Annotated in this window: 26 protein-coding genes and 1 pseudogene; 4 read left to right on the plus strand and 23 right to left on the minus strand. The window is 68.9% G+C overall.

Translation table 11 applies throughout. The features are described 5' to 3' along the window. Positions 1–126 precede the first annotated feature (126 nt). Positions 127–999 (plus strand): oxidoreductase, encoded by an 873-nt coding sequence (locus tag ACFY0T_RS09470; RefSeq protein WP_388866503.1) that lies wholly within the window; start codon positions 127–129, stop codon positions 997–999. 457 nt (positions 1,000–1,456) lie between these two features. Here ACFY0T_RS09470 and ACFY0T_RS09475 read toward each other — a convergent pair whose 3' ends face one another. Then, entirely contained in the window at positions 1,457–2,290 is an 834-nt protein-coding gene (locus tag ACFY0T_RS09475; RefSeq protein ID WP_388866505.1) for an HAD family hydrolase, read from the minus strand. A 603-nt stretch (positions 2,291–2,893) separates the two neighbouring features. Here ACFY0T_RS09475 and ssd point away from each other — a divergent pair. Both ssd and ACFY0T_RS09485 read left to right on the plus strand, forming a co-directional pair. Further along, positions 2,894–3,988: a septum site-determining protein Ssd gene (gene ssd, locus ACFY0T_RS09480; protein ID WP_388866507.1), complete on the plus strand. Its 1,095-nt coding sequence runs from the start codon at positions 2,894–2,896 to the stop codon at positions 3,986–3,988. After that, a pseudogene (locus ACFY0T_RS09485) lies at positions 3,985–4,623 on the plus strand (ATPase, T2SS/T4P/T4SS family); the annotation flags it as partial. The gene ssd and the pseudogene ACFY0T_RS09485, both read left to right, overlap by 4 nt. A gap of 589 nt (positions 4,624–5,212) precedes the next feature. Here the strand turns inward: ACFY0T_RS09485 and ACFY0T_RS09490 are convergent. Genes ACFY0T_RS09490 through ACFY0T_RS09500 form a run of 3 tightly spaced genes read right to left on the minus strand, consistent with a single transcriptional unit; the run spans position 5,213 to position 5,912 of the window. Beyond that, complete coding sequence (locus tag ACFY0T_RS09490; protein WP_388866509.1) at positions 5,213–5,356, minus strand: hypothetical protein; 144 nt, start codon at positions 5,354–5,356, stop codon at positions 5,213–5,215. Then, positions 5,353–5,577, minus strand: a complete 225-nt coding sequence (locus tag ACFY0T_RS09495) for a hypothetical protein (RefSeq protein WP_388866512.1) — start codon at positions 5,575–5,577, stop codon at positions 5,353–5,355. Before ACFY0T_RS09495 ends, ACFY0T_RS09490 begins: the two co-directional genes overlap by 4 nt. Continuing rightward, positions 5,574–5,912 (minus strand): hypothetical protein, encoded by a 339-nt coding sequence (locus ACFY0T_RS09500; RefSeq protein ID WP_388866514.1) that lies wholly within the window; start codon positions 5,910–5,912, stop codon positions 5,574–5,576. The genes ACFY0T_RS09495 and ACFY0T_RS09500 overlap by 4 nt, the downstream gene beginning before the upstream one ends. A gap of 144 nt (positions 5,913–6,056) precedes the next feature. On the opposite strand from ACFY0T_RS09500, the gene ACFY0T_RS09505 reads away from it, so the two are divergent. Next, positions 6,057–6,815: a GntR family transcriptional regulator gene (locus ACFY0T_RS09505; protein WP_388866517.1), complete on the plus strand. Its 759-nt coding sequence runs from the start codon at positions 6,057–6,059 to the stop codon at positions 6,813–6,815. A 94-nt stretch (positions 6,816–6,909) separates the two neighbouring features. On the opposite strand, the gene ACFY0T_RS09510 is transcribed toward ACFY0T_RS09505, so the two are convergent. The 19 genes from ACFY0T_RS09510 to ACFY0T_RS09600 form a co-directional block, all read right to left on the minus strand. Further along, the gene (locus ACFY0T_RS09510) at positions 6,910–7,551 is read right to left on the minus strand and encodes a collagen-like protein (RefSeq protein ID WP_388866520.1); all 642 of its coding nucleotides are present in this window, start codon (positions 7,549–7,551) and stop codon (positions 6,910–6,912) included. Further along, positions 7,548–7,814 (minus strand): hypothetical protein, encoded by a 267-nt coding sequence (locus tag ACFY0T_RS09515; protein ID WP_388866522.1) that lies wholly within the window; start codon positions 7,812–7,814, stop codon positions 7,548–7,550. The genes ACFY0T_RS09510 and ACFY0T_RS09515 overlap by 4 nt, the downstream gene beginning before the upstream one ends. A 9-nt stretch (positions 7,815–7,823) precedes the next feature. Next, positions 7,824–8,018: a hypothetical protein gene (locus tag ACFY0T_RS09520; protein WP_388866524.1), complete on the minus strand. Its 195-nt coding sequence runs from the start codon at positions 8,016–8,018 to the stop codon at positions 7,824–7,826. A 3-nt stretch (positions 8,019–8,021) separates the two neighbouring features. Then, positions 8,022–8,930, minus strand: a complete 909-nt coding sequence (locus tag ACFY0T_RS09525) for an endolysin (RefSeq protein WP_388866527.1) — start codon at positions 8,928–8,930, stop codon at positions 8,022–8,024. Positions 8,931–8,996: 66 nt separating this feature from the next. Then, a complete protein-coding gene (locus ACFY0T_RS09530) occupies positions 8,997–9,494 on the minus strand; it encodes a hypothetical protein (RefSeq protein WP_388866530.1) in 498 nt (165 codons plus the stop codon). Further along, on the minus strand, positions 9,491–9,967 hold the full coding sequence (locus ACFY0T_RS09535; protein WP_388866532.1) for a hypothetical protein: 477 nt from the start codon (positions 9,965–9,967) through the stop codon (positions 9,491–9,493). The genes ACFY0T_RS09530 and ACFY0T_RS09535 overlap by 4 nt, the downstream gene beginning before the upstream one ends. 11 nt (positions 9,968–9,978) lie before the next feature. Then, a complete protein-coding gene (locus tag ACFY0T_RS09540; protein ID WP_388866534.1) occupies positions 9,979–12,717 on the minus strand; it encodes a carbohydrate binding domain-containing protein in 2,739 nt (912 codons plus the stop codon). A gap of 15 nt (positions 12,718–12,732) precedes the next feature. After that, a complete protein-coding gene (locus tag ACFY0T_RS09545) occupies positions 12,733–16,362 on the minus strand; it encodes a hypothetical protein (RefSeq protein WP_388866536.1) in 3,630 nt (1,209 codons plus the stop codon). 124 nt (positions 16,363–16,486) lie between these two features. Further along, positions 16,487–16,978, minus strand: coding sequence for a hypothetical protein (locus ACFY0T_RS09550; protein ID WP_388866539.1), 492 nt, complete (start codon positions 16,976–16,978; stop codon positions 16,487–16,489). 13 nt (positions 16,979–16,991) lie between these two features. Continuing rightward, a complete protein-coding gene (locus ACFY0T_RS09555) occupies positions 16,992–17,513 on the minus strand; it encodes a hypothetical protein (protein WP_388866542.1) in 522 nt (173 codons plus the stop codon). Positions 17,514–17,522: 9 nt separating this feature from the next. Further along, positions 17,523–18,512, minus strand: coding sequence for a phage tail tube protein (locus ACFY0T_RS09560; RefSeq protein ID WP_388866545.1), 990 nt, complete (start codon positions 18,510–18,512; stop codon positions 17,523–17,525). Further along, positions 18,512–18,727, minus strand: a complete 216-nt coding sequence (locus ACFY0T_RS09565; RefSeq protein WP_388866548.1) for a hypothetical protein — start codon at positions 18,725–18,727, stop codon at positions 18,512–18,514. The genes ACFY0T_RS09560 and ACFY0T_RS09565 overlap by 1 nt, the downstream gene beginning before the upstream one ends. Before the next feature lie 31 nt (positions 18,728–18,758). Next, complete coding sequence (locus tag ACFY0T_RS09570) at positions 18,759–19,223, minus strand: hypothetical protein (RefSeq protein WP_388866551.1); 465 nt, start codon at positions 19,221–19,223, stop codon at positions 18,759–18,761. Further along, positions 19,223–19,780, minus strand: coding sequence for a head-tail connector protein (locus tag ACFY0T_RS09575; protein ID WP_388866554.1), 558 nt, complete (start codon positions 19,778–19,780; stop codon positions 19,223–19,225). Before ACFY0T_RS09575 ends, ACFY0T_RS09570 begins: the two co-directional genes overlap by 1 nt. Positions 19,781–19,792: 12 nt before the next feature. Beyond that, the gene (locus tag ACFY0T_RS09580; protein ID WP_388866557.1) at positions 19,793–20,017 is read right to left on the minus strand and encodes a hypothetical protein; all 225 of its coding nucleotides are present in this window, start codon (positions 20,015–20,017) and stop codon (positions 19,793–19,795) included. A gap of 58 nt (positions 20,018–20,075) precedes the next feature. After that, a complete protein-coding gene (locus tag ACFY0T_RS09585) occupies positions 20,076–21,332 on the minus strand; it encodes a phage major capsid protein (RefSeq protein ID WP_388866559.1) in 1,257 nt (418 codons plus the stop codon). Positions 21,333–21,419: 87 nt separating this feature from the next. Next, positions 21,420–22,094, minus strand: a complete 675-nt coding sequence (locus ACFY0T_RS09590; protein WP_388866562.1) for an HK97 family phage prohead protease — start codon at positions 22,092–22,094, stop codon at positions 21,420–21,422. After that, a complete protein-coding gene (locus ACFY0T_RS09595) occupies positions 22,095–23,243 on the minus strand; it encodes a phage portal protein (protein WP_388866565.1) in 1,149 nt (382 codons plus the stop codon). A gap of 13 nt (positions 23,244–23,256) precedes the next feature. Continuing rightward, positions 23,257–24,711 (minus strand): terminase, encoded by a 1,455-nt coding sequence (locus tag ACFY0T_RS09600; RefSeq protein WP_388866568.1) that lies wholly within the window; start codon positions 24,709–24,711, stop codon positions 23,257–23,259. Positions 24,712–24,718: the final 7 nt, after the last annotated feature.

Below are 24,718 nucleotides of genomic sequence, written 5' to 3' on the forward strand. Positions count from 1 at the left end.
TGTGATCGCTCTAGGTGCCCGGTGTGCGTGAAGAAGACCACTCCTTCGTGGGGTGGCCCCACCGGGGCGCGAGGCTCGATGAGGGGTGGCGGTCGGGGTGACGGGTGGGCGCGTAGTGTCGTACTCATGAGTACGACAGGCGCGTCCGCCGATCCGCTCGCGGCCCTGGGTTCGCTTCCCGGAGTGGCCGAATCCGTGGAGTCCGTCCGCAAGGCCGTGGACCGTGTCTACGGTCACCGGATCATGCGGCGCCGCAGCAACGAGATCACGTCCGAGGCGGCGCTGCGCGGCGCGCGCGGTTCCGCGGCGCTGTCCGGCGCCGACTGGGCCCTCGAAGAGGTGCGCCGCCGCACCGACTTCAGCGCGGACGACGAGGCCCGTACGGTCGGGGCGGCCCTCAGGTTGACCGCCGAGGCGGGCCAACTCCTGTCCATCTGGCGGCAGTCGCCCCTTCGGGTGCTGGCCCGGCTGCATCTGGTGGCGGCCGCGAACAAGGGCGACGAGGTCGGCCGGCCGCGCCAGAGCGGTGAGCCGGTCGACGAGCCCCTCGTCGAGTTGCCGCTGCCGGACGCGCAGGAGGTGGCCGGACGCCTCGAAGGTCTCTCGCAGCTGATCATCGGATATGGAGGGGCGCGAAGCTCGGTTGAGGGTGGTGGTGGGCGACGGGCGGGAGGTTCGGCCCCCGCGCTGGTGACGGCGGCCGTCGTTCACGGTGAACTGCTCGCCCTGCGCCCCTTCACCTCCCACAACGGCCTCGTCGCGCGCGCGGCCGAACGCATCGTCCTGGTCGGCAGCGGCCTCGACCCGAAGTCCATCTGCCCGGCGGAGGTCGGTCACGCGGAACTCGGCCGTGCCGCCTACGCGGCGGCCCTGGACGGCTATGTCTCCGGCACCCCGGAGGGCATGGCGGCCTGGATCGCCCACTGCGGCAAGGCGGTTGAGCTGGGGGTCAGGGAGTCGACGGCCGTCTGTGAGGCGCTTCAGCGCGGGGCGGCGTGAGGGTTTGAAAGTCGCCCTCTACTAGTAACTCGCCGGGATCCCGCAGGGATCCGTAAGGGAATCCACAAGAAAAACGCCCTCTACTAAGAGGGCGAAAAACTTCCTGAACAGGGTTGCGGCGGTACGAGGTCTCGTACCGCCGCTGGCATGCTCACCGGGTTACCAAGCGTCCTCGATATGTTGCCCATCAGGTCGGGAACTTCTGCCCGTCACCTGGTGCGGCTGGCCCGTAATCGACGGGTCGACGTCGCGTGGGTGCTCGGTGTTCATGCTCGGTCCGTGGGGCCTTGGTTGCGTTTAAAGGTGATCCTCTCGGATGTCCTTGGTCTCGCGGGCCGTTAACTTCTTTGTACTCCAGGTCCGGAGGAAGCGGAAGCCCCGACTGCACTTCTTTACTTTTAGGTTCAAACGGGTGCGAAGCGGGCGGGAATGTGCTCTCCGCGCACCTGTGACGTGTTCACATCGCTGTCGCGCGCCGTCTGCTGGCGTACCAGACGAGCCCCGCCGTGGCCGCCGCCGCACCTATGGCGGCCACCGCGACGAGCGCCGGACGGGGTGGTACGGACAGGGTCGGCAGCCGCTGCTTCAGGCGGACCGGGCGGTGGAAGTCCAGAATCGGCCATGAGCGGGCGAGCGCCTCGCGGCGCAGCGCGCGGTCCGGATTCACCGCGTGCGGATGGCCGACGGACTCCAGCATCGGCAGGTCGGTCGCCGAATCGCTGTAGGCGTAGCAGCGGGAGAGGTCGTACCCCTCGGACGCGGCCAGCTCCTTGATCGCCTCGGCCTTCGTGGGCCCGTACGCGTAGTACTCCACCTCGCCGGTGAAGCAGCCGTCCTCGCCCACGACCATGCGGGTCGCCACCACACGGTCCGCGCCGAGCAGTTCGCCGATCGGCTCGACGACTTCCGCTCCGGACGTGGACACGATCACGACGTCGCGCCCGGCGGTGTGGTGCTCCTCGATGAGGGACGCGGCCTCGTCGTAGATGATCGGGTCGATCAGGTCGTGCAGCGTCTCGGCGACGATCTCCTTGACCTGCTGGACGTTCCAGCCGCGGCACATCGCGGACAGGTACTTGCGCATCCGCTCCATCTGGTCGTGGTCGGCGCCGCCGGCCAGGAACACGAACTGGGCATATGCGGTGCGCAACGCGGCCCTGCGGTTGATCAGCCCGCCTTGGTAGAACGACTTGCTGAACGTGAGCGTGCTCGACTTCGCAATGACCGTCTTGTCCAGGTCAAAGAAGGCTGCTGTGCGAGGCAAGGAGTGGTTTTCCACGAGCCCGAGCATAGGGCCCACCATTCGGCGTAAGGTGAGGCGCGTGGGTTTGCCTGAGAGGGCTCTCGGGTACACCATGGAAGTCACGGATCGTTCGCGACCGTGCTAACCCGGTCCGACTCCTCCCCCCCCGAGTCGGCCGTGGGGACGACCCCCGCTCTCCCCCCCGGCGGGGGTCGTCGCATGTCCGGATGGGTTTTTCCCCTCTTTTGCGCGGCCTCGCGGCCTCGGGGCCTTGCTGCCACCGCTGCGACCGCCGTCTTGGCGCACCCCTGATTCGTCACTGTGTGTAGTCGTGACGCTGCTCTGAGGAAGTCGCACACGGGTCACCGGTATGGGTGAAGGCGATATTCACAACCACTGAGTTGTCCACAGTTATCGACCAAGATCCACACGATTTCCGGGATCGCTGCACCGTGATTCCAGCGCGCTCCGCTCGCGGCGAGTTCCTCGCGGCGAGTTCATGGCCGGTTCCGTTTGTCGGGCGCGTTTGACCGGTTCGTATCGGCCGTTCATATGGAGGCCGGTTGCCGGTTCTTCACACGAGCGGGAATCGCGGGTCCGCAGAGGACCCTGCGGGCCCCGCGCAAGAAGCAGCGAAGGGGGCTGGAGATCGTGGCGGGAGCCATCACACATGACCGGCCGCCCACCGCCGAGGGGCGGCAGGGCGGACCATTGATCGTCACGGAGGACGCTGACCTGCTGGACGACCTGCTGCGCCTGTGCGCGGCGGCGGGCGCCCGGCCGGAGGTCCACCACGGAGTGCCGGACCCCAGGGGCAGCTGGGAGGCGGCACCCCTCGTACTGGTCGGAGACGATGCCGCACGGCGCGTACGCGGCGCCGCGCGCCGACGCGGAGTGGTGTTGGTTGGCCGGGATCAGGACGATTCCGGCGTCTGGCGGCGGGCCGTCGAGATCGGTGCCGACCATGTCCTGGTGCTGCCCGATGGCGAGCAATGGCTGGTCGACCGCATCGCCGACGTGGCCGAAGGAGTCGGCAGGCCCGCCCTGACCGTCGGTGTGCTCGGCGGCCGCGGCGGTGCCGGAGCCTCCACACTGGCCTGCGCGCTCGCCATCACCTCGGCGCGCGAGGGACGGCGCACCCTGCTCGTGGACGCGGATCCGCTGGGCGGCGGACTCGACGTACTCCTGGGCGGAGAGGCGGCCGAAGGTCTGCGCTGGCCGGCGTTCGCCGCATCCCGCGGCCGGGTCGGCGGCGGCGCACTGGAGGAGTCCCTGCCCGAACTGCACGCGCTGCGAGTCCTGAGCTGGGACCGCGGTGACTCGGTCACCATTCCTCCCCAAGCCGTACGAGCGGTCCTGGCCGCCGCCAGACGGCGCGGCGGCGCGGTGGTCGTCGACCTGCCCCGCCGCATCGACGAGGGCGTCGCCGAGGCCCTCGCCCAGCTCGACCTGGGGCTCCTGGTGGTCCCCGCCGACCTGCGCTCGATCGCGGCCGCCGGACGGGTGGCGTCCGCGGTCGGCATGGTCCTGCGCGATCTGCGGGTCGCCGTGCGCGGCCCCTACGCGCCGGGCCTCGACGACCGCGAAGTGGCCCGGCTGCTCGGGCTGCCCCTGGTGGGCGAAGTGCCCGCCGAGCGCCCGCCGTTGGACGGTGGCCCGCCACCCGGAGGAGCGGTGCGGGGGCCGCTCGCCCGGTTCTGCGCCGCCTTCTGGGAGCGGGTTCCGGTGGAAGGCGGGGGCGTATGAGCTGGGATGCCGCTACGGGGATGGACTGCGGCGCGGGCCTGGACGGGCGTACGGGCTTACTCGACGGCGTACGGCAGTGGCTCGCCGAGAGCGGCTCCGAGCCGACGCCCGCGCGCGTGGCGCAGGCGCTGCGCGAGCAGGGGCGCGTGCTCGGGGACGCCGAAGTCCTCGGCGCGGCCGAGCGGTTGCGTTCCGAGCTGGTCGGCAGCGGCCCACTGGAACCGCTGCTCGCCGACCCTTCCGTGACCGATGTGCTGGTGTCGGCGCCGGACCGGGTGTGGGTGGACAGAGGCGGCGGCCTGGAGCTGACGACGGTCTCGTTCGCGGACGCGGCGGCCGTACGACGCCTCGCGCAGCGCCTCGCGGCCGTGGCCGGACGACGCCTCGACGACGCACGCCCCTGGGTGGACGCACGACTTCCGGACGGGACACGCCTGCACGCGGTGCTGCCACCGGTCGCCGTCGGCTCCACCTGCCTGTCCCTGCGAGTCGTACGGCCCCGTGCGTTCACGCTCGACGAGTTGGTGGAGGCGGGGACGGTGCCGCCGGGCGGGGACCGGGTGTTGAGAGCTCTGCTGGACGCCCGACTGTCCTTTCTGATCAGCGGAGGAACGGGCTCAGGCAACCCCAATATGTGGTTGTAACACCTCTAGATCCGGATTACGGCCCGTGATCGTTGCGGGGGTCGATCCTGGGTGCATGTAGGTACCTGACCTGCATTTATGTGGGCTTCGATTGCGTTCGGCCACTGGGCAAGCGGCGCACCTTCGATTCCATGGTGAGCAACCGGGGGCTTTACCGGGGGCTTGGGGCGGCTCATCGCGCGCCTAGGTCACCGGCGCCCGTTGGGCCCCTATCGTCAGTCTGTGATCACCGGGCAAGAGGTAGTCCAGCTTGCGGGGGACAGCTGCACGGGACCAGCCTGGATAACGGGAATCGGCGCCTTTTTTGTGTTGGGGTCCATCGGCTTGGCGCGGGACGAGGGTGACGATGCGCCGACCTGCTGCGGCCTTCTCTTCGTCTGTTGGGTCGCCATCCTCGTCACCTGGTGGGGTGTCTCGGGCCTGATCGAGTGCAGCTAGGGCGCCGTCAAGACATGGAGCGGCCCCGGCCGGTAGACGCATACCGGCCGGGGCCTGGGACCGCCCGCCCCCTCGGGCACGGGGGCAGGGGCGGGCGGTCTGGACGTCACCGGCGCGATCGGCGGCACACCGGTGACGGGGTCTACCAGCTGGTCTTGCTGTACGGGTGCCAGTGCTTCCCGCCGTGTCCGGCCGGCATGGTGCAGTGCACGTGGGTGCGGCCGTGCTCGGTCCAGCAGTAGCCCGAGATGCGTCCCCGGGCGCGGGGAAGGGTGGACGTGCTCACGGGATGTCTCCTTGCTGTGAGGGGCGCCGGGGTCGCTGCGGGCAGCGCGGCCCGCACTCGTACACCTCGACGCTGAGGTCGTGTGCACCGCTGTTGCCGGGGGCCCGTCCGGCGGACCTCGCGCCCTTCGTGAGCGGGGTGCCGCACCAGCAGCAGTTCCAGCCGGAGTACTGGGCGCGCGTCAGCTGTTTGACGGGCGGCGGCTTGGGTCGCCACTTCATCGGTTCGTCCCAAGCTGGGCCCACAGTCCGCACTCGTCGGTCGTGAGTCCGGCGCTGTGGGACAGGCCGGTGACGATGAGCCAGCCGGGGCCGTGGCTGTTGATGAGCGGGAGCGGGTCGAGGCCCTGTGCCGTGATGCGGATGCGGGAGCCGGCCGTCGAGAGGGTCATCTCGACGACGGGGGCGCCGGAGCCGAGGACGGCGAGGTACAGCTCGTCGGCGATGAGCGGGGCGTCGGGGTGCTTCACGCGGCCCTCGGTCCACAGGCGGACGTGGGTTGCCTCGATGGGCTCGGCCTTGAATGCCTTTTGCCACGAACGTCCCGACTCGGGCATGGCTGTCCCCCGGAAACGGTGGTTATCTGAGTACAGGTACTGCTTATCTGTACTCACAATGTCGCGGGGATTGGCGCTGGTCAAGCGGATGGGGAGAGTATGTGTACTCAGATTGACCTGATCACTCGAAGTGGGGGTGCCGTCGTGGCGCAGCCTGAGTACCTGCGGATCGCCGCCGACCTGCGACGCCGCATCTCCTCCGGCGAGTTCGGGCCCGGTGACCAGATCCCTACGCTGCCCGCGCTCTGCGCCGAATACGGCGGAGTCTCCGAGACGACGATCCGCAACGCGCTGCGTCTGCTCGCCAACGAGGGCCTCATCGAGACTCGCGCCCGGGCGGGCACTCGTGTCCGGCCGCGGCCTCCGATCCACCGCATGGCGGCCGACCGCTACCGGACGACCCCGGGCGCCAAGTCGACGCCGTACACGAAGGACCAGGGCATCGGCTGGTCCGAGTACCGACTCGACAAGCGTTTCGAGCAGGTACCGGCCAGCCCCGAACTGGCCGCGCTCTTCGAGTGCGAGGTTGGCGAGCGGCTCCTCGCCCGGCACTTCGTGTTCCACGACAACGACCAGCCGACCCAGATGTCGACCAGCTACGTGCGGTGGTCCGACGTCGCCGGTACGCCCGTCTCGGATCCGATCCATGAGCCGTGGCCGGGCGGCACCCGCGCGCAGATGGCGAGCCTCGGCATCACGGTGAAGCGGATCACGGAGTCGTTCAGCGCGGGCATGCCCACCGAGCTGGAGGCGGCAACGCTGCGCATCGGCAGCGGTGTTCCGGTCCTGCGCTACACGCGGCGGCACATCTCCGACACGGGCCGGATCGTCGAGGTCGCCCACCCGATCGTGCGCCGCGGCGACACCACCATCGTCGACTTCGTCATCGACCTCGACGACTGAGGGGTACTCACAATCCGAGTACCCCCGGGCATGACGAAGCGCCCCCCGCCCGAGCCGCGTAGCGAACGCTACGGAGCTCGAGCAGGGGGCGTCTTCATGCGTACTCGCGGCGGGGGTCGAGGCCTGCGGCGAGCGGGCCAGGCAGGCCGTTGCCGCTGGGCTGCGGGGCGCCGTCCTTGCGGCAGACGAGCGCGTCGGGGTCGTAGGACGGGGCCTGCATCGAGTACCCGTCGGGGCAGGTCTGCCCGTCCGTGCCGTCCTCGCCGGCGGGCCCTTGCTCGCCCTGGGGTCCGGCCGGCCCGGGGACGGTGGAGTCTGCCCCTGGCGGACCGGGCGGCCCCGAGGGACCGGGCACTGTGGAGTCCGTGCCGTCCCGGCCTGGCGCCCCGGATGCGCCGGGCGACGGGGTGATGGTGGGAGCGTCCTTCCCCGGCTCGCCCTTGGGGCCTGGTGGGCCTGGGATGGGTACAGGCACCTGGATCCGGGCGGGCAGGTCTTCGACCGCCTTGCTCGGATCCGGGGCCTTCGGCGTCCCGCCCGCGGCCTGGACCTGGGCGCGCAGCACGCGCACGTCCCCGGCGAGCGTGGACACGGCGTTGCCACGAAGGTTGGCCTCGTCGGCCAGCTGGCTGTACCAGGACCAGCCGATGACGGCCGCGCCGGACAGCGCCAGCAACCAGCAGACGACGGCGATCCCCCGCCAGTGTCCGGCGAGTGCCCGTTCTGTACGGGTCACGGATCGCCTCCCAAGTTGATGACTTTGATGCGGAGGCGGGCGATCGTCTCCTGGTCGGTGACGCGCTGGTTGAGCAGCGTTTCGATCCGGGCGTTCCGTTCGCCGAGCTCCTTGCGCAGCCCGTCCCGCTCTTCCTGGATTTGGTCGATCTCCGAGTTCATGCGGGCGGTTGCGTTCTCTCCCCGCTTGCCGAGGTACGCCACCACCGAGCCGGACAGCACCCCGACGAACGCGATCACGCTGCCGATGGTGGTGACGTCCAAGGTGGCTCCCTACAGGTCGCGCGGAGGGGTGGCCGCCTGCCGGTTCGGGACGGCCCACGTGAAGCCGAGGGCGGCGAGCACGGCGAGGCCAGCCGCCCAGCCCTCCGCGGCCGTGATGGTGTCGTCGGCGAGGGCGGTCGACACGGAGCCGGCGCCCGCCACGACCCCGGCGACGACGGCCTTCCACATCTTCGAGATCCTCATGGGTCAGTCCTCCACTACGAAGCCGTGTCGTGCGGCGAGCCGCTTGAGAGACGCGGAGCCGGGGATGCCGTCTGCCGCCGAGCCGGTGTAGCCGCCGCCGGCCGGGGAGTGCTGCCAGCGCGCGTATGCGGTGATGGTCTTGGTGCCGAAGCTGCCGTCGACGTACTCCGAGGCGAGCAGGCCTTCCGCCTTCAACGCCTTCTCGACGACGAGGACTTCGGCCTTGTAGGTCGTGTGACCCTGCGCGGCAGCCGGGTCGTGCTTCGCCGCGTACACGATGTGGGCCAGCGACACCTTCGGCTTGCTCGCCGTCGGCGAGGTCGAGCCCGTGGCCACGAACGCGGGCCAACTGCCCGGGTCCGTGTGGGTGTTCTCGGGGACGTCGCCGTGCGCGTACCAGCCAGGCTTGCTCGCCCAGGTGGACGCGGAGCGGCGGGAGATGAAGCCGTCCGGCTTCCCCATCGGCCAGGAGTTCGGCACACCCCAGGAGTGCACCCAGGCCTGCAGCCCGGCCCATCCCTTGCAGGGCGTATCGCTGAGCTTCGCGTACACGGTGCTGCCGACGCGGCAGTACGGGAAGAACAGCGCCTCGACCTGGATGACGACGGATCCGGCCCGGTTGGTGCGGGTACCGCCGGCCTGGTCGGCCAGTGACTTGCTGCGGGAGTTCGCGGGCACGAACTGCGTGAACCTGCCAGTGAATGGGTCCCACAGAAGGTGCGGGGCTACGCCCTTGCCGCCGCCGGAGAAGTAGCTCCGCAGCGTTTCGTAGGGCACCAGGTCGATCGGCTTCGCGGCGGTGCCGTTCTTGTCCCACGTGATGTGAGCGATGGCCTTTGCCGGGCCGCCGTCGGTTGCGGCATGGTCGCCGATGTCCAGCCGGGTCGCGCCCGGCATCCACAGTTCTGCCATCAGGTTCTGTCTCCTGGCATGAAAAAGGCCCCGGCCATCGGGCACGGGGCGTCGGTGAGTGCTGGGTCAGGAGGCGGCTTCGTAGACGCCGGTGATGCGGAGCTGATGCCCGCTGGCCAAAGTGACTGGCACGGTGGGCTGCAGGAACGACGCCGTGGTGGTCGTCGAGTTGGTCGGGAAGAACGGCGAGGTGTTCGTCGCGGCCGGGGAGATGACGTTCTGCCCTAGCCATCGGGTGCCAGCCAGCAGGTGGGCGTTGCCGACATAGGCGCTGCCCACGTTGGCCGCGGCGGCGGGCAGATCGAAGGAGTAGTTGCCGGTGCCGTATGTGGTGGTCGAGCCGGTGATCAGGTTGATGTGGTACTGGACTGTCCGCCCGATCTTCATGTGCCGGCCTACCAGCGTGCCGTTGCCCAGTGCCGGGGCCGTGCCCGAGGACGTCCAGTTCGGCGTGTACGACGTCCACGCGGCGAACATCGAGTTGAACTGATCCTTGATTTCGGCGTTGAGCATGGCCGCTGAGACGGTCTCGCCGACGACCCAGGTACGCGGTGTGGTCGTCACGTCGCCACCTGCGGGTCGGGTTCGGCCTGCACCGACTCGGCCGACCAGAACGGATCCTCAACGGCTGGCAGACCCTCCGGGGGCCGGTTCCACGCCGCGTCGTCCGGATGCCACCAGAACCGCTCGGACGGCAGCAGCTCCATGACGGAGGCCTCGGCCGCAGCGACGTCGTCGGGGAAGGTCAGCGGGAACCAGCCGGCCCCGCATTCCGTGCAGGCCAGGCGCGGATCCGCTGGGGTGACGACTTGTGCGGAACGACACGGGCAGTCGGCCACCCACCGGCCCGCGTCGATGCGGGCGTAGGTGGTGTGGCCGAGTAGCACGCCGGGCGGCAGGTCGATGCGGCGCTGCATCCGCAGTTCGTACCAGCGGGCGCAGAGTTCCGCCGGCGGCACCAGCGCCCACGCGTCCGACGGCATCGGGGGCGGCGGCTGGTAGTAGGCCTCAGCCCGCACGATAGGGATGTCCGGCACGGTGGCTCCTCTCAGTAGGCCAGGCGGGTGGTGGAATCGAGCACGCTAAAGACGGGGTCGTCGAGGATCCACACGCTGTCGGTCTGCGCCCGCGACGTGTAGAAGTCCAGGTGGTGCTTGGACAGGCCGATCGTCTCGGTGTAGCCGTCGATGACGACGGTCGCCGTGGCCGACGGCGCCTGGTCGGGCAGGTCGGTGAGCGTCACGGTGGTGGACACGTCGGCGTTCAGGAGCGTGCGGTAGGAGGCCAGGGGCAGGGTGAAGGCGTCGACGGGGACCTGCCGGATCTCCGGTGGGGGATCCGCGTAGCGCGACACCAGCCAGTTCGCCGCGTCGAGGACGCTGTTGTCGTTGGTCTTGAACAGTTCCAGCGGTTGCTTGTACGGGCCGTAGGTGTCGATGCTGGCCTGGTTGGTGACGCGCTGGGTGGCGCCGCCGCTGCGCGTGGCCTCGACGTCGTTAACCTGTTTCTGGTCGTCGTGCGCGTACTCGACGCCGTCGGTGTCCAGGTCCGCATAGTCCAGCGACAGCGCTGGGACGGGGTTGTAGCGCAGGTTCCTCGACTGGAAGACCAGCGCGGCCCCGGAGCGGGACGCCAGGAGTTTGCCGGACTCGGTCATCTCGATTTCCCGCATGTGCTCCAGTGCCGTGCGGCCGAGGGCTGCCTGGCTGGCCATGGCGTCGAACGCTGTGCCCTGGGTGGTGACGGTGAGGCCGACGTAGGAGGCGAGGCGGGACATGCGCACGTCGGCGGCTTCGCCCACGTTTTCGGTGGTGCCGGTGGTGTAGTGGGCGGCGAGTTCGGCGGCGGTGATGGAGCGGCAGTAGATGGCCAGTTGGGAGATGGTGCCGGACCACAGCCGGGTGTTCTGGTAGCCGCCGACGGTCAGCATCCGCAGATCGGTTCCCTGGAACGAGACCAGGGAGTACGAGACGCCGTCGATGTAGAGGAGGTTCTCGAACTCGCTGTAGGCCATGTGGTGCAGGGCCCCGTCGGCGAGGTTCGGGGTGGCGAACACGTAGGTCTGGGTGCCGAAGCCGCCTTGATCCTTCTCTATCGCCAGCTTGCCAGTGCCGGACTCCAGGAGAAACGTAAGCCTGGTCGATGCGTCCGTGGAGGCCAGCGCCATGAGCACGCGGCCGTTGGTCGAGGTGGTGAACCAGCACTCCGCCCGCACCCGGAAGAACAGGTTGGCGTCGACGAAGTTCTGCCCCAGGTCGGCGGACAGGTACTTGCCGTTGCTCGTCGAGGACGGGGTGAAGGTCGGGCATCCCAGGCCGTCGCCTGTCGGGCCGGTGCCGGAGTCGAAGTCCAGCGTGCCGCCGGTACCGGCCTGCGTAACGGACAGGGTGCCGACGCCGGCGGTGCCGGAGATATCCCCGGCGGTCGTGGAGCCTGCGGCCTCGGAGAGCGGGAAGTACGCGGTCGGCCTGTCGAGGAGAATCTCCTGGTTCAGCATCGGCAGCAACTGCCGGTTGATGCCGACCCACTTGAACAGGTCCGTGCAGGTGATCGACACCTTGGACTGCAGGCCGGACCAGGTCACCGGCCAGTTGTTGACCATGCCGTAGAACCGTGGATGGATCTGCGCCCCGTCCAGCGTGGTGAACGGCGCAGCCGTCGAGCCCTGCTGGACCTGGACTGTGTCGACGTACACCAGATCCCCGGCGCCCGTCGGGGTGTTCGGGTTGATGCGTAGCTGTGCGCTGGTCTCGGTCGCAGTGAACGTACAGGTGATCTGCTGCCAGGTGTCGTTGAGTGTGGAGTACGAGCCGAACGCGAAGTCAGTGCCCCCGCTGGTCGCCATCTTCAGCCGCACCGCCTGGTCTCCCGCGGGGACCCGCACGTAGGCGGACGCCGTGTAGGTGGCGCCAATATCCAGTCCGTTCACAGTGGTGCGGACCGACTGGCTGGACACCGCTCCCCAGGTGGTGAGCATGGATCCGGTCCCTCGCTGCGCCTGCGCGGTGGACTGGGTGATCGTCGGCGTGCCGGAGGACGTCCAGCCCGAGGTGTCCGTTTCGAAGTCGGGGTTGACGACATGGTTCAGCGGGACTGCGCTGCTGCCCTCCCACAGTTGCACGGCGTCGATCCAGCACTGGGTGCCCGCCGTCGGGGTGCCGGCGGCCTGGAGGAGAAACCGGTGTTGCGTCGCGGTTGCCGTGAACGTGTAGGTGAGTTTCTGCCACTGGTCGTTGAGCGTGGAAACGTTCCCCACCGTCATGCCCACGATGTAGGGGAAGACGGCCGGCGCGCCGGTGGGCACCCACACATGCGCGCTGACGGTGTAGGTCTCGCCAATGTCCAGGCCGTATACGTCAGTGAAGACCGCCTGTCCGGCCGGCGCGCCCCAGGTGACGCGCATCGCCTGGCTGCCGTGTTTCACGTGCGTGGCGTCCTGCGCGATCGTCGGTGAGGCGGTCTTGTCCCAGTCCGTCAGCCCTGACTCGAACCCCGGGTTGGTGATCAGGTTCATGTCGGCGGAGACGACGCGCAACCGGATCGGCACGTTGCGCTTGACGTTGGGGTAGTAGGGGCTGCCGGACCGGTTGGGCGTGAAACGGCCGTCGGAGTTGTCCAGGGTGAGCGACATGGTGCCGGGCTGTGTATCGGCCCGCTCGTCCGAGGCGCCACGGTTGTTGAGGCTGATCCCGGCCGCCATGTCGACGTACTCGGTGATGGTTGTCCATACGGGCAGGGCCGAGGTGACGGTGTATCCGAACCCCACCTCGGCGATGATCCGCGCCATGCTCGGTCCCTCCCGTCAGGCCAGCCCGAGGCTGCCGCCGCCTTGATTCCGCTTGAGAGTCAGCAGCGTCTTCTGGATCCGCATCGCGACTGCGTTCTCGTCCACGACGGTGCCGTCCACGTGAATGTGGACGACCATGCCGCCCCCGCCGCCAGCGCCCGCCGGACGCCCCAGGATGGGGCGGGTTGAGGCGACGCGGCCGGTGACGGCGTCGAGTGCGCGGTCGACCCAGGGCAGGCCGTCGACGAGTCCGCGGGCGAGCCCCTGCGTGGAGTAGGCGCCGAGCTGCGCCATGACGGTCGACGGGCTCTTGATGCCGAGGGCTTTCTTGATGCTCTTCTGCATCCCCTTGGCGATCTTCATCATCAGGTTCTCGATGTCCTTCTGCTGGCCCTCCAAGCCCTTCAGGAATCCCTTGCCCGCGTTCTTGCCGCTGTCGTACAGGCGGTCCGCGCCGACCTGGCCCAGGCTCGTCGTCGCCTTGTCCAGCTGGCCCTGCATCGAGTTGATGGACTTGAAGGTGTTCTTGTCCGCACCAACCAGAGCCGAGGCGTAGGCGTACCCGGCCTCGGGGCCCATGTTGAGGATCTGCCGGAGCATGCTCTTGTTGAGGCCCTTCTTGGACAAGATGTCGATGTACTTCGTGAAGGTCTTGATCTGCGCCAGCTTCCCGGCGAGTCCGGCCTTGATCCCGCCGGCGGTCACCTCCTCGGGCTGCATGCCGAGGTTGGACAGGCCTGCGCTTTCGCGGGCGGCGGTGGTGACGTCGGACGCGTACTTCTTCGCCTCGGCGATCTTGGCCGCGATCTTGTCGCGCTTGGTGGCGGCGTCCAGCAGCTTCTTCGTCTGCTGGTTGACCATCTTGATCAGGTTCGTTTCTTTCTTGCCGCTGAACGCCGTCTTGATGTCCTTCACCAGGTCAGCCGACGTCGACTTGATCTTGTCGCGGTTGCGGGTCAGCCCCTCGAGGAATCCACGCGCGACGTCGTAGGCCAGGGCCTTCGTCTTCTTGCTCGGGCTGGCGATCTGCAGCTCGGCCTTGATACCGGTCACGACGGCCGCCGCCATGGCGCGCGCAGCCGCGTCGACCCCGGACGTTGCTCCGGCCATACCGGACATGAGGCCCTGAGCTACAGCCGCACCCGCGCCGGGCATACCGCGGCCACTGCCGAGGGTGTCCTTGTTGATGGCCTCAACGAGGCTGCGGTACTTGGCCGTGCTCTTGGCGTTGATCATGTACTCGCCGTTCGAGGCCATGATCGGGATGCTGTCCGAGGTCCCCGTCCCCGGGCCGCTGATCGGGCCGCCACCGGGAAATCCGATCATGCCGCCCGTGGCGTAGTCCCGCTTCGCCACGGTCACGCCACCCTGCACCGACGTGAACTTGGTGACCCGATTGGTTGTGATCGTGATGCTCTTGTCCTTGAGCCCGTCACGCGCAGCCTTCACCGCGCCAAGATTGTGCAGGGCGCTGGCCGTCTTGGCTGAGATCGTCACCGAGCCGTCCGGCAGGCGCTTGACCTTGAGCCCGAACGTCGAGAGCAGATCCTCGGCCGACTTCGACAGCGTCTTGAGCGTGACGGACTTCGAGCCGGGTGACTTCTGAACCTTGCCGATGAACGCGTCGAGGTCGCGGGCAGCGTCCTCGGACTGCATCTCGACCTTGGCCTTCTTGTCCGGGATGTTCCCGATGGACTTGGCCAGCGCTTGCGCTTCCGTCCGGCTCAGGCCCATCGCCATCGCGGTCTTGACGAACTCCTTCCGACCGCGCTCGTAGATGCCGATGGCGCCATCCCACGAGCCGGTCGCCTCGTAGCTCGCCAGCGCGGCTTCCTTCGTCTTCGCCGCCAGGTCGTTCAGCGCGGTCGCGGCAGCCTGAGCCTTCGGCGAGTTGACGTCGAGCTGCCCGTTGACCATGTGGAGGGCGCCGTGGTTTTCCTTCGCCGCCTTTGCCGCGGCGTCAATGCTCGCCTCGAACCCGATCATCCCGCCGAGCGCGGAGCGGTTCGCATCGTTCAATGCCTCGATGCTCTGCCGCAGGCCGTCGGCGGTCGTCTTCTGCGCAGCGAGCGCCGCCTGCGTCTTCTGCGCCTGCGTACCGAACAGGCCCTGCGCCTGCGCCGCGATCTCCTGCGCGAACTTCTGGTCTTCCAGAGCCTTGTTGTACTCGTCCATCTGGCCGCGGAACTTGGCCGCGTCGTGGCCGCCCTTGGCGTACTTCGCCGTCAACAGGTCCAGCGCGGCAGCCGCCATCTGCGCGTTGCCGCCCTGCACGAACTTGACCAGCGAGTCGTCGATCGCGTCGAGACGCTTCTGTGCGTCATCACTCGCGGTCGAGTTGACCTGGCCCGCCGTGAAGATCTTCACGAAGCCGTTCTGGATCTGGTCCAGGAGGCTCGGGTCGGTGATGTTGCGCACCGAGTCGTACAGGCCGTTCATGTTCTCGCCGAACAGGCGGGTCGCCTCGCCGGTCGTCTTGCCGGTCTGCGTCAGCTTCATCAGGCTCGACGACAGCTTGTCGACGTCCGGCGGCGCTTCCCTGCCCAGCTTGGACAGCTTGGTGATCGCGACGACCGCGAGGCCGATTCCGACGGCGGCGAGGTTCATTTTCGCCCCGGTGGACAGGGTGCCGAGCGCCAAGCGCAGCGAGCCCATGCGTGTGGCCGAGCCGAGGGCTGCCGTACCCATGCCGCGGATCGCTGTCGACGCCCTGGAGAACCCGCCCGCCAGGAGCTGGATACCGGAGCCCGCCAGCTTCACCGCGCGGATCGCGACGGCGGTCTGCATGAGCACGGTGACGAATCCGGGCGGCAGCGCGGCCACCACGGCCGCCGCGGAGTTCGCCAACTGCAGGAGTCCCACGCCCACGCCGGACGCGGCCTGCAGCAGGTTCAGTGCAGCCATGCCGACGTTCTTCAGCGTCTCCGCCAGCAGCGGGCCTTGGGCGCGTGCGTAGTCCATGAACTCGGACAGGGCGCCGCCGACCTTGCCCGTGTCGAGGGTGCGCATCAGGTGGATCAGCCCGTCGTTCGCGCGCTTCAGCGAACCCGTGGCGAACTCGGCGAACTTGCCCGACAGGCGGTCGAAGGCAGACGTGTTGACGCCGCCGGCCAGTGTGGTCATGAAGCGGTCCAGCTCGGTGGACGCACCCTTCACCAGGGGGCTGAGCTTCGGCAGCATGGCCGACGCGACAGCCAGCCCCTTGGTGAACACGGGCATGGTGTCCTTGGCCAGCCCGTCCGACCAGCCCTGGTACTCCTTCTTGAGCGTCGACAGTCCGGCGGCCGCCTCGCGGGAGGCTGGCGGCATCTTCGCGATCTGCTGCTGGAATGCCAGGTGCGCTGTGAGCGCGGCCTCGGACGTGGCACCGGACTTGGCGACCGCGTCCTCGTACTTCTTCTGCGCCTGGCTCGCCTCGCCCAACGCGGCGACCTGCGGCACCACGGCAGCGCCGAACGCGGCCACGGCGACCGCCGCCGCGCCTGCCTGGGCGGCGAGCGGTGCCAGCGCGGCGGCCGCCGGGATCGCCGCGCCGACGAGGGCGAGCTTCTTCTCCAGGCCTTTCGCGGAGTCGCCCGCCTTGTCCAGGACGCGGCTGAGCCGGTCCCGGCCTTCCAGCGTGAACGTCAGGCGCGTCCCGGCCATCACTCACCTCCGGCTGCTTGGGCCTGCGCGGCCAGATGTCGGTCAACCCACGCCACGGCCTGGAAGAAGCGGGCACGGGGGAGGGCCTCAAGCTCGGCGGGGCCGATGTGCAGGAGGTGCGCGATTACAGGCCAGTACTCGTCGAAGAGGTCTCCGATGCGTCGTCCGGCGAGGCCTCCGTTTCCACGACTGGAGGCGCGGCGATGGCCGGCGCTTTTGGGGCCATCTCCTCGAACGCCTTGTCGACGTCGGCCGGGTCGAAGGCCATGGCCTTCATGAACCCGGTCATCCGCTCGACGACCTCGTCCGTGGATTCCGGGTTCTTCAGCAGCGCTTCGACCATGTCGAGGATCTCGGCGTACTCCAGGCGCGCCTTCGTGCGCCGCTTCCACCCGGGCAGGTCGAAGTCGGAGAAGCGCAGCGTGGGCTGCTGCCGCTTGCGGAAAACCCACAGGACGGCGCGCATCGCGGTCGGCGCCTGCGAGCGCAGCGCGGTGTCGATGTCGTCCCACTCCATGCCGGTGGCGTTCTCGATGACGGACGACTCGATGGCAGACAGGTCGTCGGTGGAGACCTCGTCGACGGTGCCGTCCTCACGACGGTACGAAACGATCACTTGTTGCTCCTGGTTACTCAAGACGACGGCGCACGTCGTCAAGGACACGGGCGGCTTCGCGTTCCATGCGGGGTCGGCCCTGGCGGACGGTGTCGTCCCACCAGTAGGGCTTCACGTACTGGTTGGCCCACCGCTTCTTGTTGCCGAACACCGGGTGCCGGATCCGCCCTGGCGGTGGGCCAGAGTTGATGACGTCGGGCATGTTTCGCAGGTCGTGCGGCAGGCGGCTCTTGTCGACCCACACCCGGGCGCCCGGGTTGCCCGACGTGCGCACGCTGATCCGGATCGCCGCGGCGATCGTCGCCCGCAGCGGACGCGTCGTCGGGGACGGGCCGCCACGCTTGCCGGCCTTACGCCCCTCCGAGGTGATGTCCAGACCGCGGATAGCGGACTGCAGATCGTCCCGCAGGGGCTCGGCAGCGTGCCGCAGGCGGCGCTGCATCGACGAGCGGATGTTCTCGTGACCGGCAGCCCGCAAGCGGCGCTGGAGTTCGAGCAGGCTGCCGGTGTTGGCGATGCGGATATCGGAGACCATCAGGTCACCTCACAGCGTGACGTCCGTCGACATGTACTCGATCTTCGGCAGGTTCGTGCCGTCGTAGAGCGCCGTGAAGTTGAACGTGGGCCGCACGACGTCGAAGCCGTCGACCACCGGCGGGCCCTCGTCGAAGCGCACCGCAGGCAGCGTGATGCGGAACGTCTCCGCGAAGGTCGACGCGATGATCGGGCCGACGAACTCCCACACGAGCGAGGTCGCGCCGTCGCTGGTGTGCAGGTCGTCGAGGATCGTGTCGATGTAGTCGGTCTCCAGCGAACCAGTGATCTTGACCTGGTCGTTGGAGATCGGCTCCTTCTTCAAGCCGCTCTGACCTGCGTAAAAACGCTCCACGGCCTGCGGCCGCTCGATCTTCACCGAGACCTTGCGGACACCGTCCCGCGCCGTCTCCGTGCCGAAGCTTCCCGTCTTGACCGCCATCTGCCCGAAGTGGAACGGCGACATGTTCGGGTAGCTCGCGGTCGCCAGCGTCTGCGTCTCATCGCAGCTCTTGCCGTCGAACTCGAACGACCCGGTGAGCATGCCGCCCACCTCGCACGCGAACTCGGCCGACGTGACCTTGCAGCCCAGAAAGGTCTTGTCCGTGACGACACCGGTGGTCAGCGGGACGCCCTTCTGGATCGTCAGGCTCTTGCCCGCCGTGTCCGCCAGGGTGTGCGTCTGCAGGTAGGCCGTCGTGACGGCCTGCTGCACCGGAGTGACCGTCGTCCCCATCAGCGCTTGGAGCAGCACACCCATGGACTTGTTGACGATCTCCATGTCGATGGAGCCCTGCACCTCCTGGCGGGTGAGCACGCGCCGGGAGGACAGCGCCAGCAGACGACCGGCCGCGATGCCCGCGCTCTGTGCCGTCGTCTTCTTGAGAGCGAGGCTCTCCTTGGTGAACTCGACGAACTTGGCCGGGGCCACGAAGGTCCCGTAGGTGGTCTCGGCCGAGAGACCGAGCTGGGCACCAAGGCCCGAACCGATGTTCACCATCAGCCCTCAACTCCCTTCGCGGCACGCGCCGCCTTCTTCGCCTCAGCCGCGGCCTTCACGCCGGGCTCCTCGACGGACTCCCAGTTGCTGGGCTGGCAGACGTAGCCGTCGAACCGCTCGTCCGGTACCTCGACGACCTGGTCCGGCTCGACGAGCCGGTCCCCGAGCTCAGGCACGGTGACCGGGTCCGAGCCCACGTAGCGCACACGCGCCATGGCTGTACTCCTCAGATGGGTTGGGTTGGGTTCAGATCCGGGCCCGGCAGGCCACGGTGAAAATCACGCCGGCGACTGCGCCCTCCGCCGTGTCCTGCAGGACGTTGCCCGCCGTCAACTCCGCCCACAGCACGGTGCCGTTCAGGGTCGGGGCAACCGGGTTCGGGGCGGTTGCGCGGATGGCCTGCTCGACCTCGCCGACCAGGTCGAAAGCGTCGGCGCGGCGGAAGGACATGTCCTTGTCGCCGCCCCGCGATTCGGCGTAGCAGGTGATCGAGAACACCTCGTCACGGGTACGGGCGCCCGCGGCGTTGAACTGCTGCTGGATCTCGACCGCTTGCTCGGCGCCCGGCGACCAGCCGATGTGGATCCGGCGCCGGCTGGTCAGGTTCACCGCGGTGGGGCCGTCCACGATCGCGACCTCTTCCAGCGCGGGCCGCGCCCGCAGGATCGCGAGCAGCGCATCGATGGCCGCAGGTACGCGGGAGGTCTGCACTACGCCACCCCCGGTGGAACCTTGTACGGCTCCAGCAGCTGCAGAACCCGGTTCGGGATCGCGTAGCCCCAGCCCGGCACGGCTTCGGTGACGCTGAAGTCCTCGCCGCCGCCAATCCCCGACAGCCCGCGCGACGCCCCGTACTGGGTGCGCCACAGGTGCTGCAGCAGGATCAACGCGGCCAGCTTGATGGTGGGCGGCACCGACCCGCGGCCGGCCGTGTACGTCGCCGTCCACGGGCCGCCGCAGAACGGGGCGCCGTCCTTGCGGCGCAGGACGCCCGTCGCCGCGTCGACTGCGACGTCGGACACCTGGACCGCCTTACCGGCCGTGAGGACCGGCACCAGCGAGGTGAGAGTCACGACGGGGATGTGAGACAGGCACAGAGTGGCGCCACCATCGGTGGTCGTCTCCGTCACCGCGCGGTTCTCCACAGGCCCAACGTGCCGCTCAATCGCCGCAGTCAGGGCATCGACGTACACCTGCAGCTCGACGTCGTCCCCAGTCCCGTCGATGTCCAGCTGCGCCTTCGCCTCGGTGAGCGTGAGCAGCGCCATGGAAACCTCCGCCTACTCCTTGGTGATGACACCCTTGCGGGAGCGGGTGGGCCGCTTCTCGGCGGTGTCCGGGGCGGCAGCGTTCTCGGGCTCGTTGCCGTCGGCCAGCGGCTCGGCCAGCCCGGAGGCACACAGCTGCGCGCCCTCGTCGTCGGGCAGGTCTACCTCGCCGCCCTTGGCCGGCCATTCCTGGCCGTCGCGGGTGCCGGAGATCTGCAGCTTCATGCGGACCTTCATGGGTCCTCCTCTCAGGGGGCAGAGGGCGGGGCCCGGGAAAGGCGCCCCGCCCGGCTTGTCAGGCCGTGTTGCCGGTCAGGTACTTGATCGCGCCAGTGGTGTCGACGAGGTCGCCGTCACCGCGGAGGATCACCCTGAAGGTGGCGAGGTCGGTGTTGAACGCGTAGTCGTCCGACCGCTCGAAGCGCAGCGTCTCGACCTGGCGGACGAAGTACTGCGAGAAGTCGCCGAACAGGACCGACTTGGTGGCGGAACCGACCGCCGCCACGTTCGGGTCGGTGTACAGGGGCTTGCCGAGGATCGTGTCCGGGGAGCCGGCCTGCAGGCCGGGGGCCCAGATGTACTGGCCGGTGGTGTCCTTGAGCTTCCGGGCGACGGCCACGGTGGCGTCCCGCATCAGCCAGGCGCACGACGAACTGTTCCGGTACGGCGCGATCACCGAATAGAACAGGTCGATCAGGTTGTCGCCGATGAACGCGCCGATGACCGCCGCGCCCTGCGCCACCGTGGCACCGGTCACGCCGGACGTCGCTGCAGTGACTACGCCGTTCGGCTGGGACGACCCGGTACCGATGATCAGGTGGCTGCCGAACCAGTTCCCCAGGGCCCGCCCGGCCTGCATCGCCAGGTAGCCCTCCAGGTCCACAGCGGTGTCGTTGAGGAGCTCGTGCGAGACCTGCAGGAGGAAGCCGTACTTGTAGGCGTCCAGCGGCACCTGCCCGAACGTCGGGTCGTAGGGAGTGGCGCCGAGGTTGCCGGCTTCTGCGACCGGGGCACCCGACGGGGTGGAGTGCGCGGTGGTCTTGGGTACCTGGATCTGCTCGCCGGTTGCTGTGCGCAGCAGCGTCGGGTTGGTCTGCAGGAGACCCGAGTTCTCGATCATGTGCTGGATCAGCTGGTTGTAGAACGAGATCGGCACGGTGTTCGCGCCGGCCGCCGCCGTCAGCTTCGACAGCGCACGGAAGTCGTTCGGAGTCGTCGCGTCCGGACGCACCTCGAAGGAGCGCTGGGCCGTCTCGCCCTGCGCCCACTTACGCAGCTCGCTCTGCCGGTCCGTCGGTCCCTGGCGGCCCTCGATGGGCTTGTCGAGCAGCCCGGCGAACGCGGCCTCGGCGTCCTTGGTGCGCTGCTCCGCCTCGACCATGTCCTTGACCCGCTCGTCGATCTTGTCGAGGTCGGCGGACAGGCGCTGGTAGGTCTGCTCTTCGTCGGCCGTCAGCTCGCGCTTCTCGCCCTCGGCCGTGTCGAGCAGTTCCTTCGTCTGCTCCCACACGTTGAGGCGGCGCTCCTGCAGCCGCTTGATGAACTCGGACATCTGCCCTCCTGGGCATGACGAAGGCACCCGCGGCGAGTTGGCCGGGATGCCAGATGGGTGGTGTATCGAGGTGGGGTTCGCCCTGCCTCAGAAGGTGCGGCGCCTCATGAGCTCGGCGCGCCGCTGCCGTACCGCCATGACCGGGTGGGTGTCGCCCTGCCCGGTCGGCGGAATGATCGTGGGGGCCGGGGCCCCGAGGAACCGCTTCAGCTCACCGGCCTCGGCCGCCTGCCGAACCTCGGCCAGGTCGGCGCCAGCCTTCTCGGCGAGTGAGCGCAGGCCCGTGGACGTGTCGAGGTAGGCCGGGTCATTGACCGGTGCCACGTCGACCAGCTGCCCGGACAGCAGCGTCCGTACCGGGAAGCCGTCGTCCGTCATCGCCCAGTCGTCCTCGAACGTGTAGAACGCGAACGACGACTCGCTGATGTCGCCGCGCTGCACGAGCTCGTACACGTCGCCGCGGGCCGCTGGCACGTCCACGCTGTAGTCCAGGCCCGTGCCGTCCGTCTGCAGGCGCAGTGTCTTCGCGCGGGACGTGCCGAGCAGCATGTTGTTGTCGTGGTTGTAGCGGGCCATCACGCGTGGCCAGCCGTCGCCCTCGGACTTCGCGAAGAACCCCGGGTCGATGCGCTCCACGAATCCACCCAGGTTCCGCGACAGCGTGTTGAACTTCGCCGCGTACCCGCCGATGGTCCTGTTGTCGCCGGCCGCCCGGACCTCCACGAGGCCGCGCGTGAACCGACGCTCACTGTCGCCGTTCACTCATTTCTCGCTTTCGTCCGGGGCCACCTTGCCCAGTGGCGTGTAGTCCCGACCCAGACCGTTGGGCAGGGGCGGTTCGTCTTCCACGCGCCGTAGCTCGTCGATGTTGTGCAGGCCGATCGCGCGGGAGATCCGGTGCGACTGGTAGCGGGTCAGGGTGTCGGTGCGCAGCATCGCGTCCACGTTGAACCGTGCTTCCTCTGTGGGAGGCCGCAGCCAGGAGAACGCATCCTCCAGCCGGGCAAGCCACGGGCGCAGCGTCCACGTCAGCAGGTCGATGCTGTTCTGCTCGACCGTGGCGTAGGTGAGACTGCCGCCGGTCTCCCCGCCAACCTTCTCCGGCGGCACACCGTAGATCGCGGCGATCTGATTCGCTGTCGCCTTGATGGTCTCCAGGAACTGCGACTCCTCGGCCGGCACCGAGATGGGCCGGTACTTCACCCCGTTACCGAGGGCCACTACGTCCCGCCCCTCGGCGGCCTCCTTGAACCGGGCCTTCAGGATGAGGGCCGCATCCCGGTCCACCGCCATGTCCGACTCCAGGACGGCGCTGGGCGTGGACCCGTTGGCGAACCAGTCCCGGCCGAACTGGTAGGCCAGGAGCCCGGTCTCTGTCGTCGTCGCGAAGTACGCGATCGGCGACAGCCCCAGAATCTGGCCGGGCACCGTGTAGGCGGGGATGTGAAACATCTGCCCGTCTTCGAGGCGGCGGCCCTTGTAGTACCAAACGGGCACGGCGGCGAGGTTGTCCTCAATGCTCACGTCGTCCGGGTGCAGCCACTCGATCTGGCTCGGCCAGCCGTCCGGCCCCCAGGCGACGATCAGCCCGTAGGCGTTGCCGCGCAGCGTCAGGGAGGTCATGCACCGGTGCAGCCAGTCGTAGCGCGTACCGACCGCGGCCGGGCGCCGGAACAGCGGGGGCACCGGAGCCCGCAGGCGGTCGTCTCCGTCTGCCCGGTAGCTCTTCAGCGGCAGGGATGCCACGGAGTCCGCGAGCAGCCGTGTAGCCGCGTACACGGGCCCCAGGCGTAGCGCCCGTTCCTGGCTCCCACCGCGCAACACCGTGGGGTCCCCGCCAGAGCCCCACACGTCCTGATACGAGATCGCCCGCGTCTGCTCCCTGCGGCGGAAGGGCCACCACCAGCTCATGCCGTCACCCTTCTCACCACACGTTGTTCAGGATGTCGCCGGACTCTTCGACCGGGGCGCCGAGCCCCCACTTCGCCAGCGTCACTGCCACCAGCGGACTGATGTCCACGGAGACGCCCCGCCGGGCCCACGCCCACGCATCACCCAGTGGACGCATCTGCGCGCCCGCCAACGCGGCCGCCAGCGGCGCCTGATCGAGGTGGCTGAGGGTCTGTTCGGTGACGGCGTCGTAGAGCTGGCCGCACGCCGCGGCGACCTCGCGTGCCTTCGGAGAGACGATGTCCACGCCGAGCCGCTCGGCGAGATCCTCGATCAGGGAACCGGCCGGGCCGCCCGCGTCGACCACCCAGCACCGTGGCTTCCACTTCTTGTGCAGCTCCGCGGCACGGTCGAGGATCCAGCCCGTACCCGGCCGGTGGTCGACCACCTCGACGTGCGTACCGCCCCGCCAGGCGCCGGCCACCGCGATCGCCGCATGGGACCGCTCGGGCGTCATGTCGATGGCGAACGCCACCGGGTCGGACGGCGTCGACTCTGCGGCCGCCAGCGCCCGCCACGCGTCCTCGCCGATGACCTGCCACGTATCTGCCTCGTCGGAGGGGTAGGCGCCCACTCCGAGCCGTTCGCGGGCGTAGCCGTCCTTGCCGAGGGTCGCCCGCTCGTTGGCCACCTTCGCCAGCGTCAGCCGGTAGCCCACCGCCGGGTTCGCCTTCAGCACCGCCTCGTCGGAGGCTGCGTCGTCGTGCTTGTCGCAGTCCTGAGGGCACTCGTCGACGTGCGGGTCAACGGACCACTCGAAGTAGGCGAGCGACGGATCTGGTGTCCCCACCTCGATCGCGGCGAGCGCTCGGCGCCGCAGACGGCCCAGCTGCACGGACGGGGCGCCGATACCCGCGCTGCCCAGATACCAGATCTGGGGATCCTCCACCGCGGCCATCGTCGGCAGCAGCGCGTCCATCGCGCCGTCACCCAAGATCATGTCCTCGTCGAGGATGTTGCAGTGCCCAGTGAAGCCACGGCCCGACCCGTTCGACCGAGCGATGAAACGCAGCACCTGCCCGGAATGGAGCTCGATGCCTTCCTCGCCGACGGTCTGTCGGTACGTCTTCACGCGTTTGTGCAGGTCAGGGCATCGCCGGATGAGTCGCTCGATGCGCTTGAACGCGGCCTTCGCCGTCTTGAACTCGTGCGCCGAGTGGAGGATCAACTCCTCACCGCCGATGAACAGGCCCCACAACTCGCGGGCCTCGATCAGCGCGCCCTTCCCGTTCTGGCGAGGGACGTTGACCGCGACCTCGAACGACGCCCAGGAGCCGTCGGGCTTCTCGCCCATGCCGACGCGCAGCACGTGCTGCTGCCACGGGTCCAGCATCAGCCCGGCCTTGGCCGCGATGTCGATGGCCTCCTGGCCAGCGCTCGTCACCGACGGCGGGGCGACCTGGATCGGCGGCTCCTGCCAGCCGAACACGGGGCCG

The organism is Streptomyces sp. NPDC001530 (assembly GCF_042894545.1).
Taxonomy (GTDB): Bacteria; Actinomycetota; Actinomycetes; order Streptomycetales; family Streptomycetaceae; genus Streptomyces.

Excerpts from the sequence above, each read along its gene's own strand:
- ACFY0T_RS09540 (WP_388866534.1), bottom strand. The coding sequence starts at position 12,717 with ATGGCGCGGATCATCGCCGAGGTGGGGTTCGGATACACCGTCACCTCG.
- ACFY0T_RS09495 (WP_388866512.1), bottom strand. The coding sequence starts at position 5,577 with ATGAAGTGGCGACCCAAGCCGCCGCCCGTCAAACAGCTGACGCGCGCC.
- ACFY0T_RS09575 (WP_388866554.1), bottom strand. The coding sequence starts at position 19,780 with ATGGCGCTGCTCACGCTCACCGAGGCGAAGGCGCAGCTGGACATCGAC.
- ACFY0T_RS09555 (WP_388866542.1), bottom strand. The coding sequence starts at position 17,513 with ATGGTCTCCGATATCCGCATCGCCAACACCGGCAGCCTGCTCGAACTC.
- ACFY0T_RS09595 (WP_388866565.1), bottom strand. The coding sequence starts at position 23,243 with ATGAGCTGGTGGTGGCCCTTCCGCCGCAGGGAGCAGACGCGGGCGATC.
- ACFY0T_RS09565 (WP_388866548.1), bottom strand. The coding sequence starts at position 18,727 with ATGGCGCGTGTGCGCTACGTGGGCTCGGACCCGGTCACCGTGCCTGAG.
- ACFY0T_RS09525 (WP_388866527.1), bottom strand. The coding sequence starts at position 8,930 with ATGGCAGAACTGTGGATGCCGGGCGCGACCCGGCTGGACATCGGCGAC.
- ACFY0T_RS09475 (WP_388866505.1), bottom strand. The coding sequence starts at position 2,290 with ATGCTCGGGCTCGTGGAAAACCACTCCTTGCCTCGCACAGCAGCCTTC.
- ACFY0T_RS09470 (WP_388866503.1), top strand. The coding sequence starts at position 127 with ATGAGTACGACAGGCGCGTCCGCCGATCCGCTCGCGGCCCTGGGTTCG.
- ACFY0T_RS09520 (WP_388866524.1), bottom strand. The coding sequence starts at position 8,018 with ATGAGGATCTCGAAGATGTGGAAGGCCGTCGTCGCCGGGGTCGTGGCG.
- ACFY0T_RS09580 (WP_388866557.1), bottom strand. The coding sequence starts at position 20,017 with ATGAAGGTCCGCATGAAGCTGCAGATCTCCGGCACCCGCGACGGCCAG.
- ACFY0T_RS09560 (WP_388866545.1), bottom strand. The coding sequence starts at position 18,512 with ATGGTGAACATCGGTTCGGGCCTTGGTGCCCAGCTCGGTCTCTCGGCC.
- ACFY0T_RS09500 (WP_388866514.1), bottom strand. The coding sequence starts at position 5,912 with ATGCCCGAGTCGGGACGTTCGTGGCAAAAGGCATTCAAGGCCGAGCCC.
- ACFY0T_RS09545 (WP_388866536.1), bottom strand. The coding sequence starts at position 16,362 with ATGGCCGGGACGCGCCTGACGTTCACGCTGGAAGGCCGGGACCGGCTC.
- ACFY0T_RS09585 (WP_388866559.1), bottom strand. The coding sequence starts at position 21,332 with ATGTCCGAGTTCATCAAGCGGCTGCAGGAGCGCCGCCTCAACGTGTGG.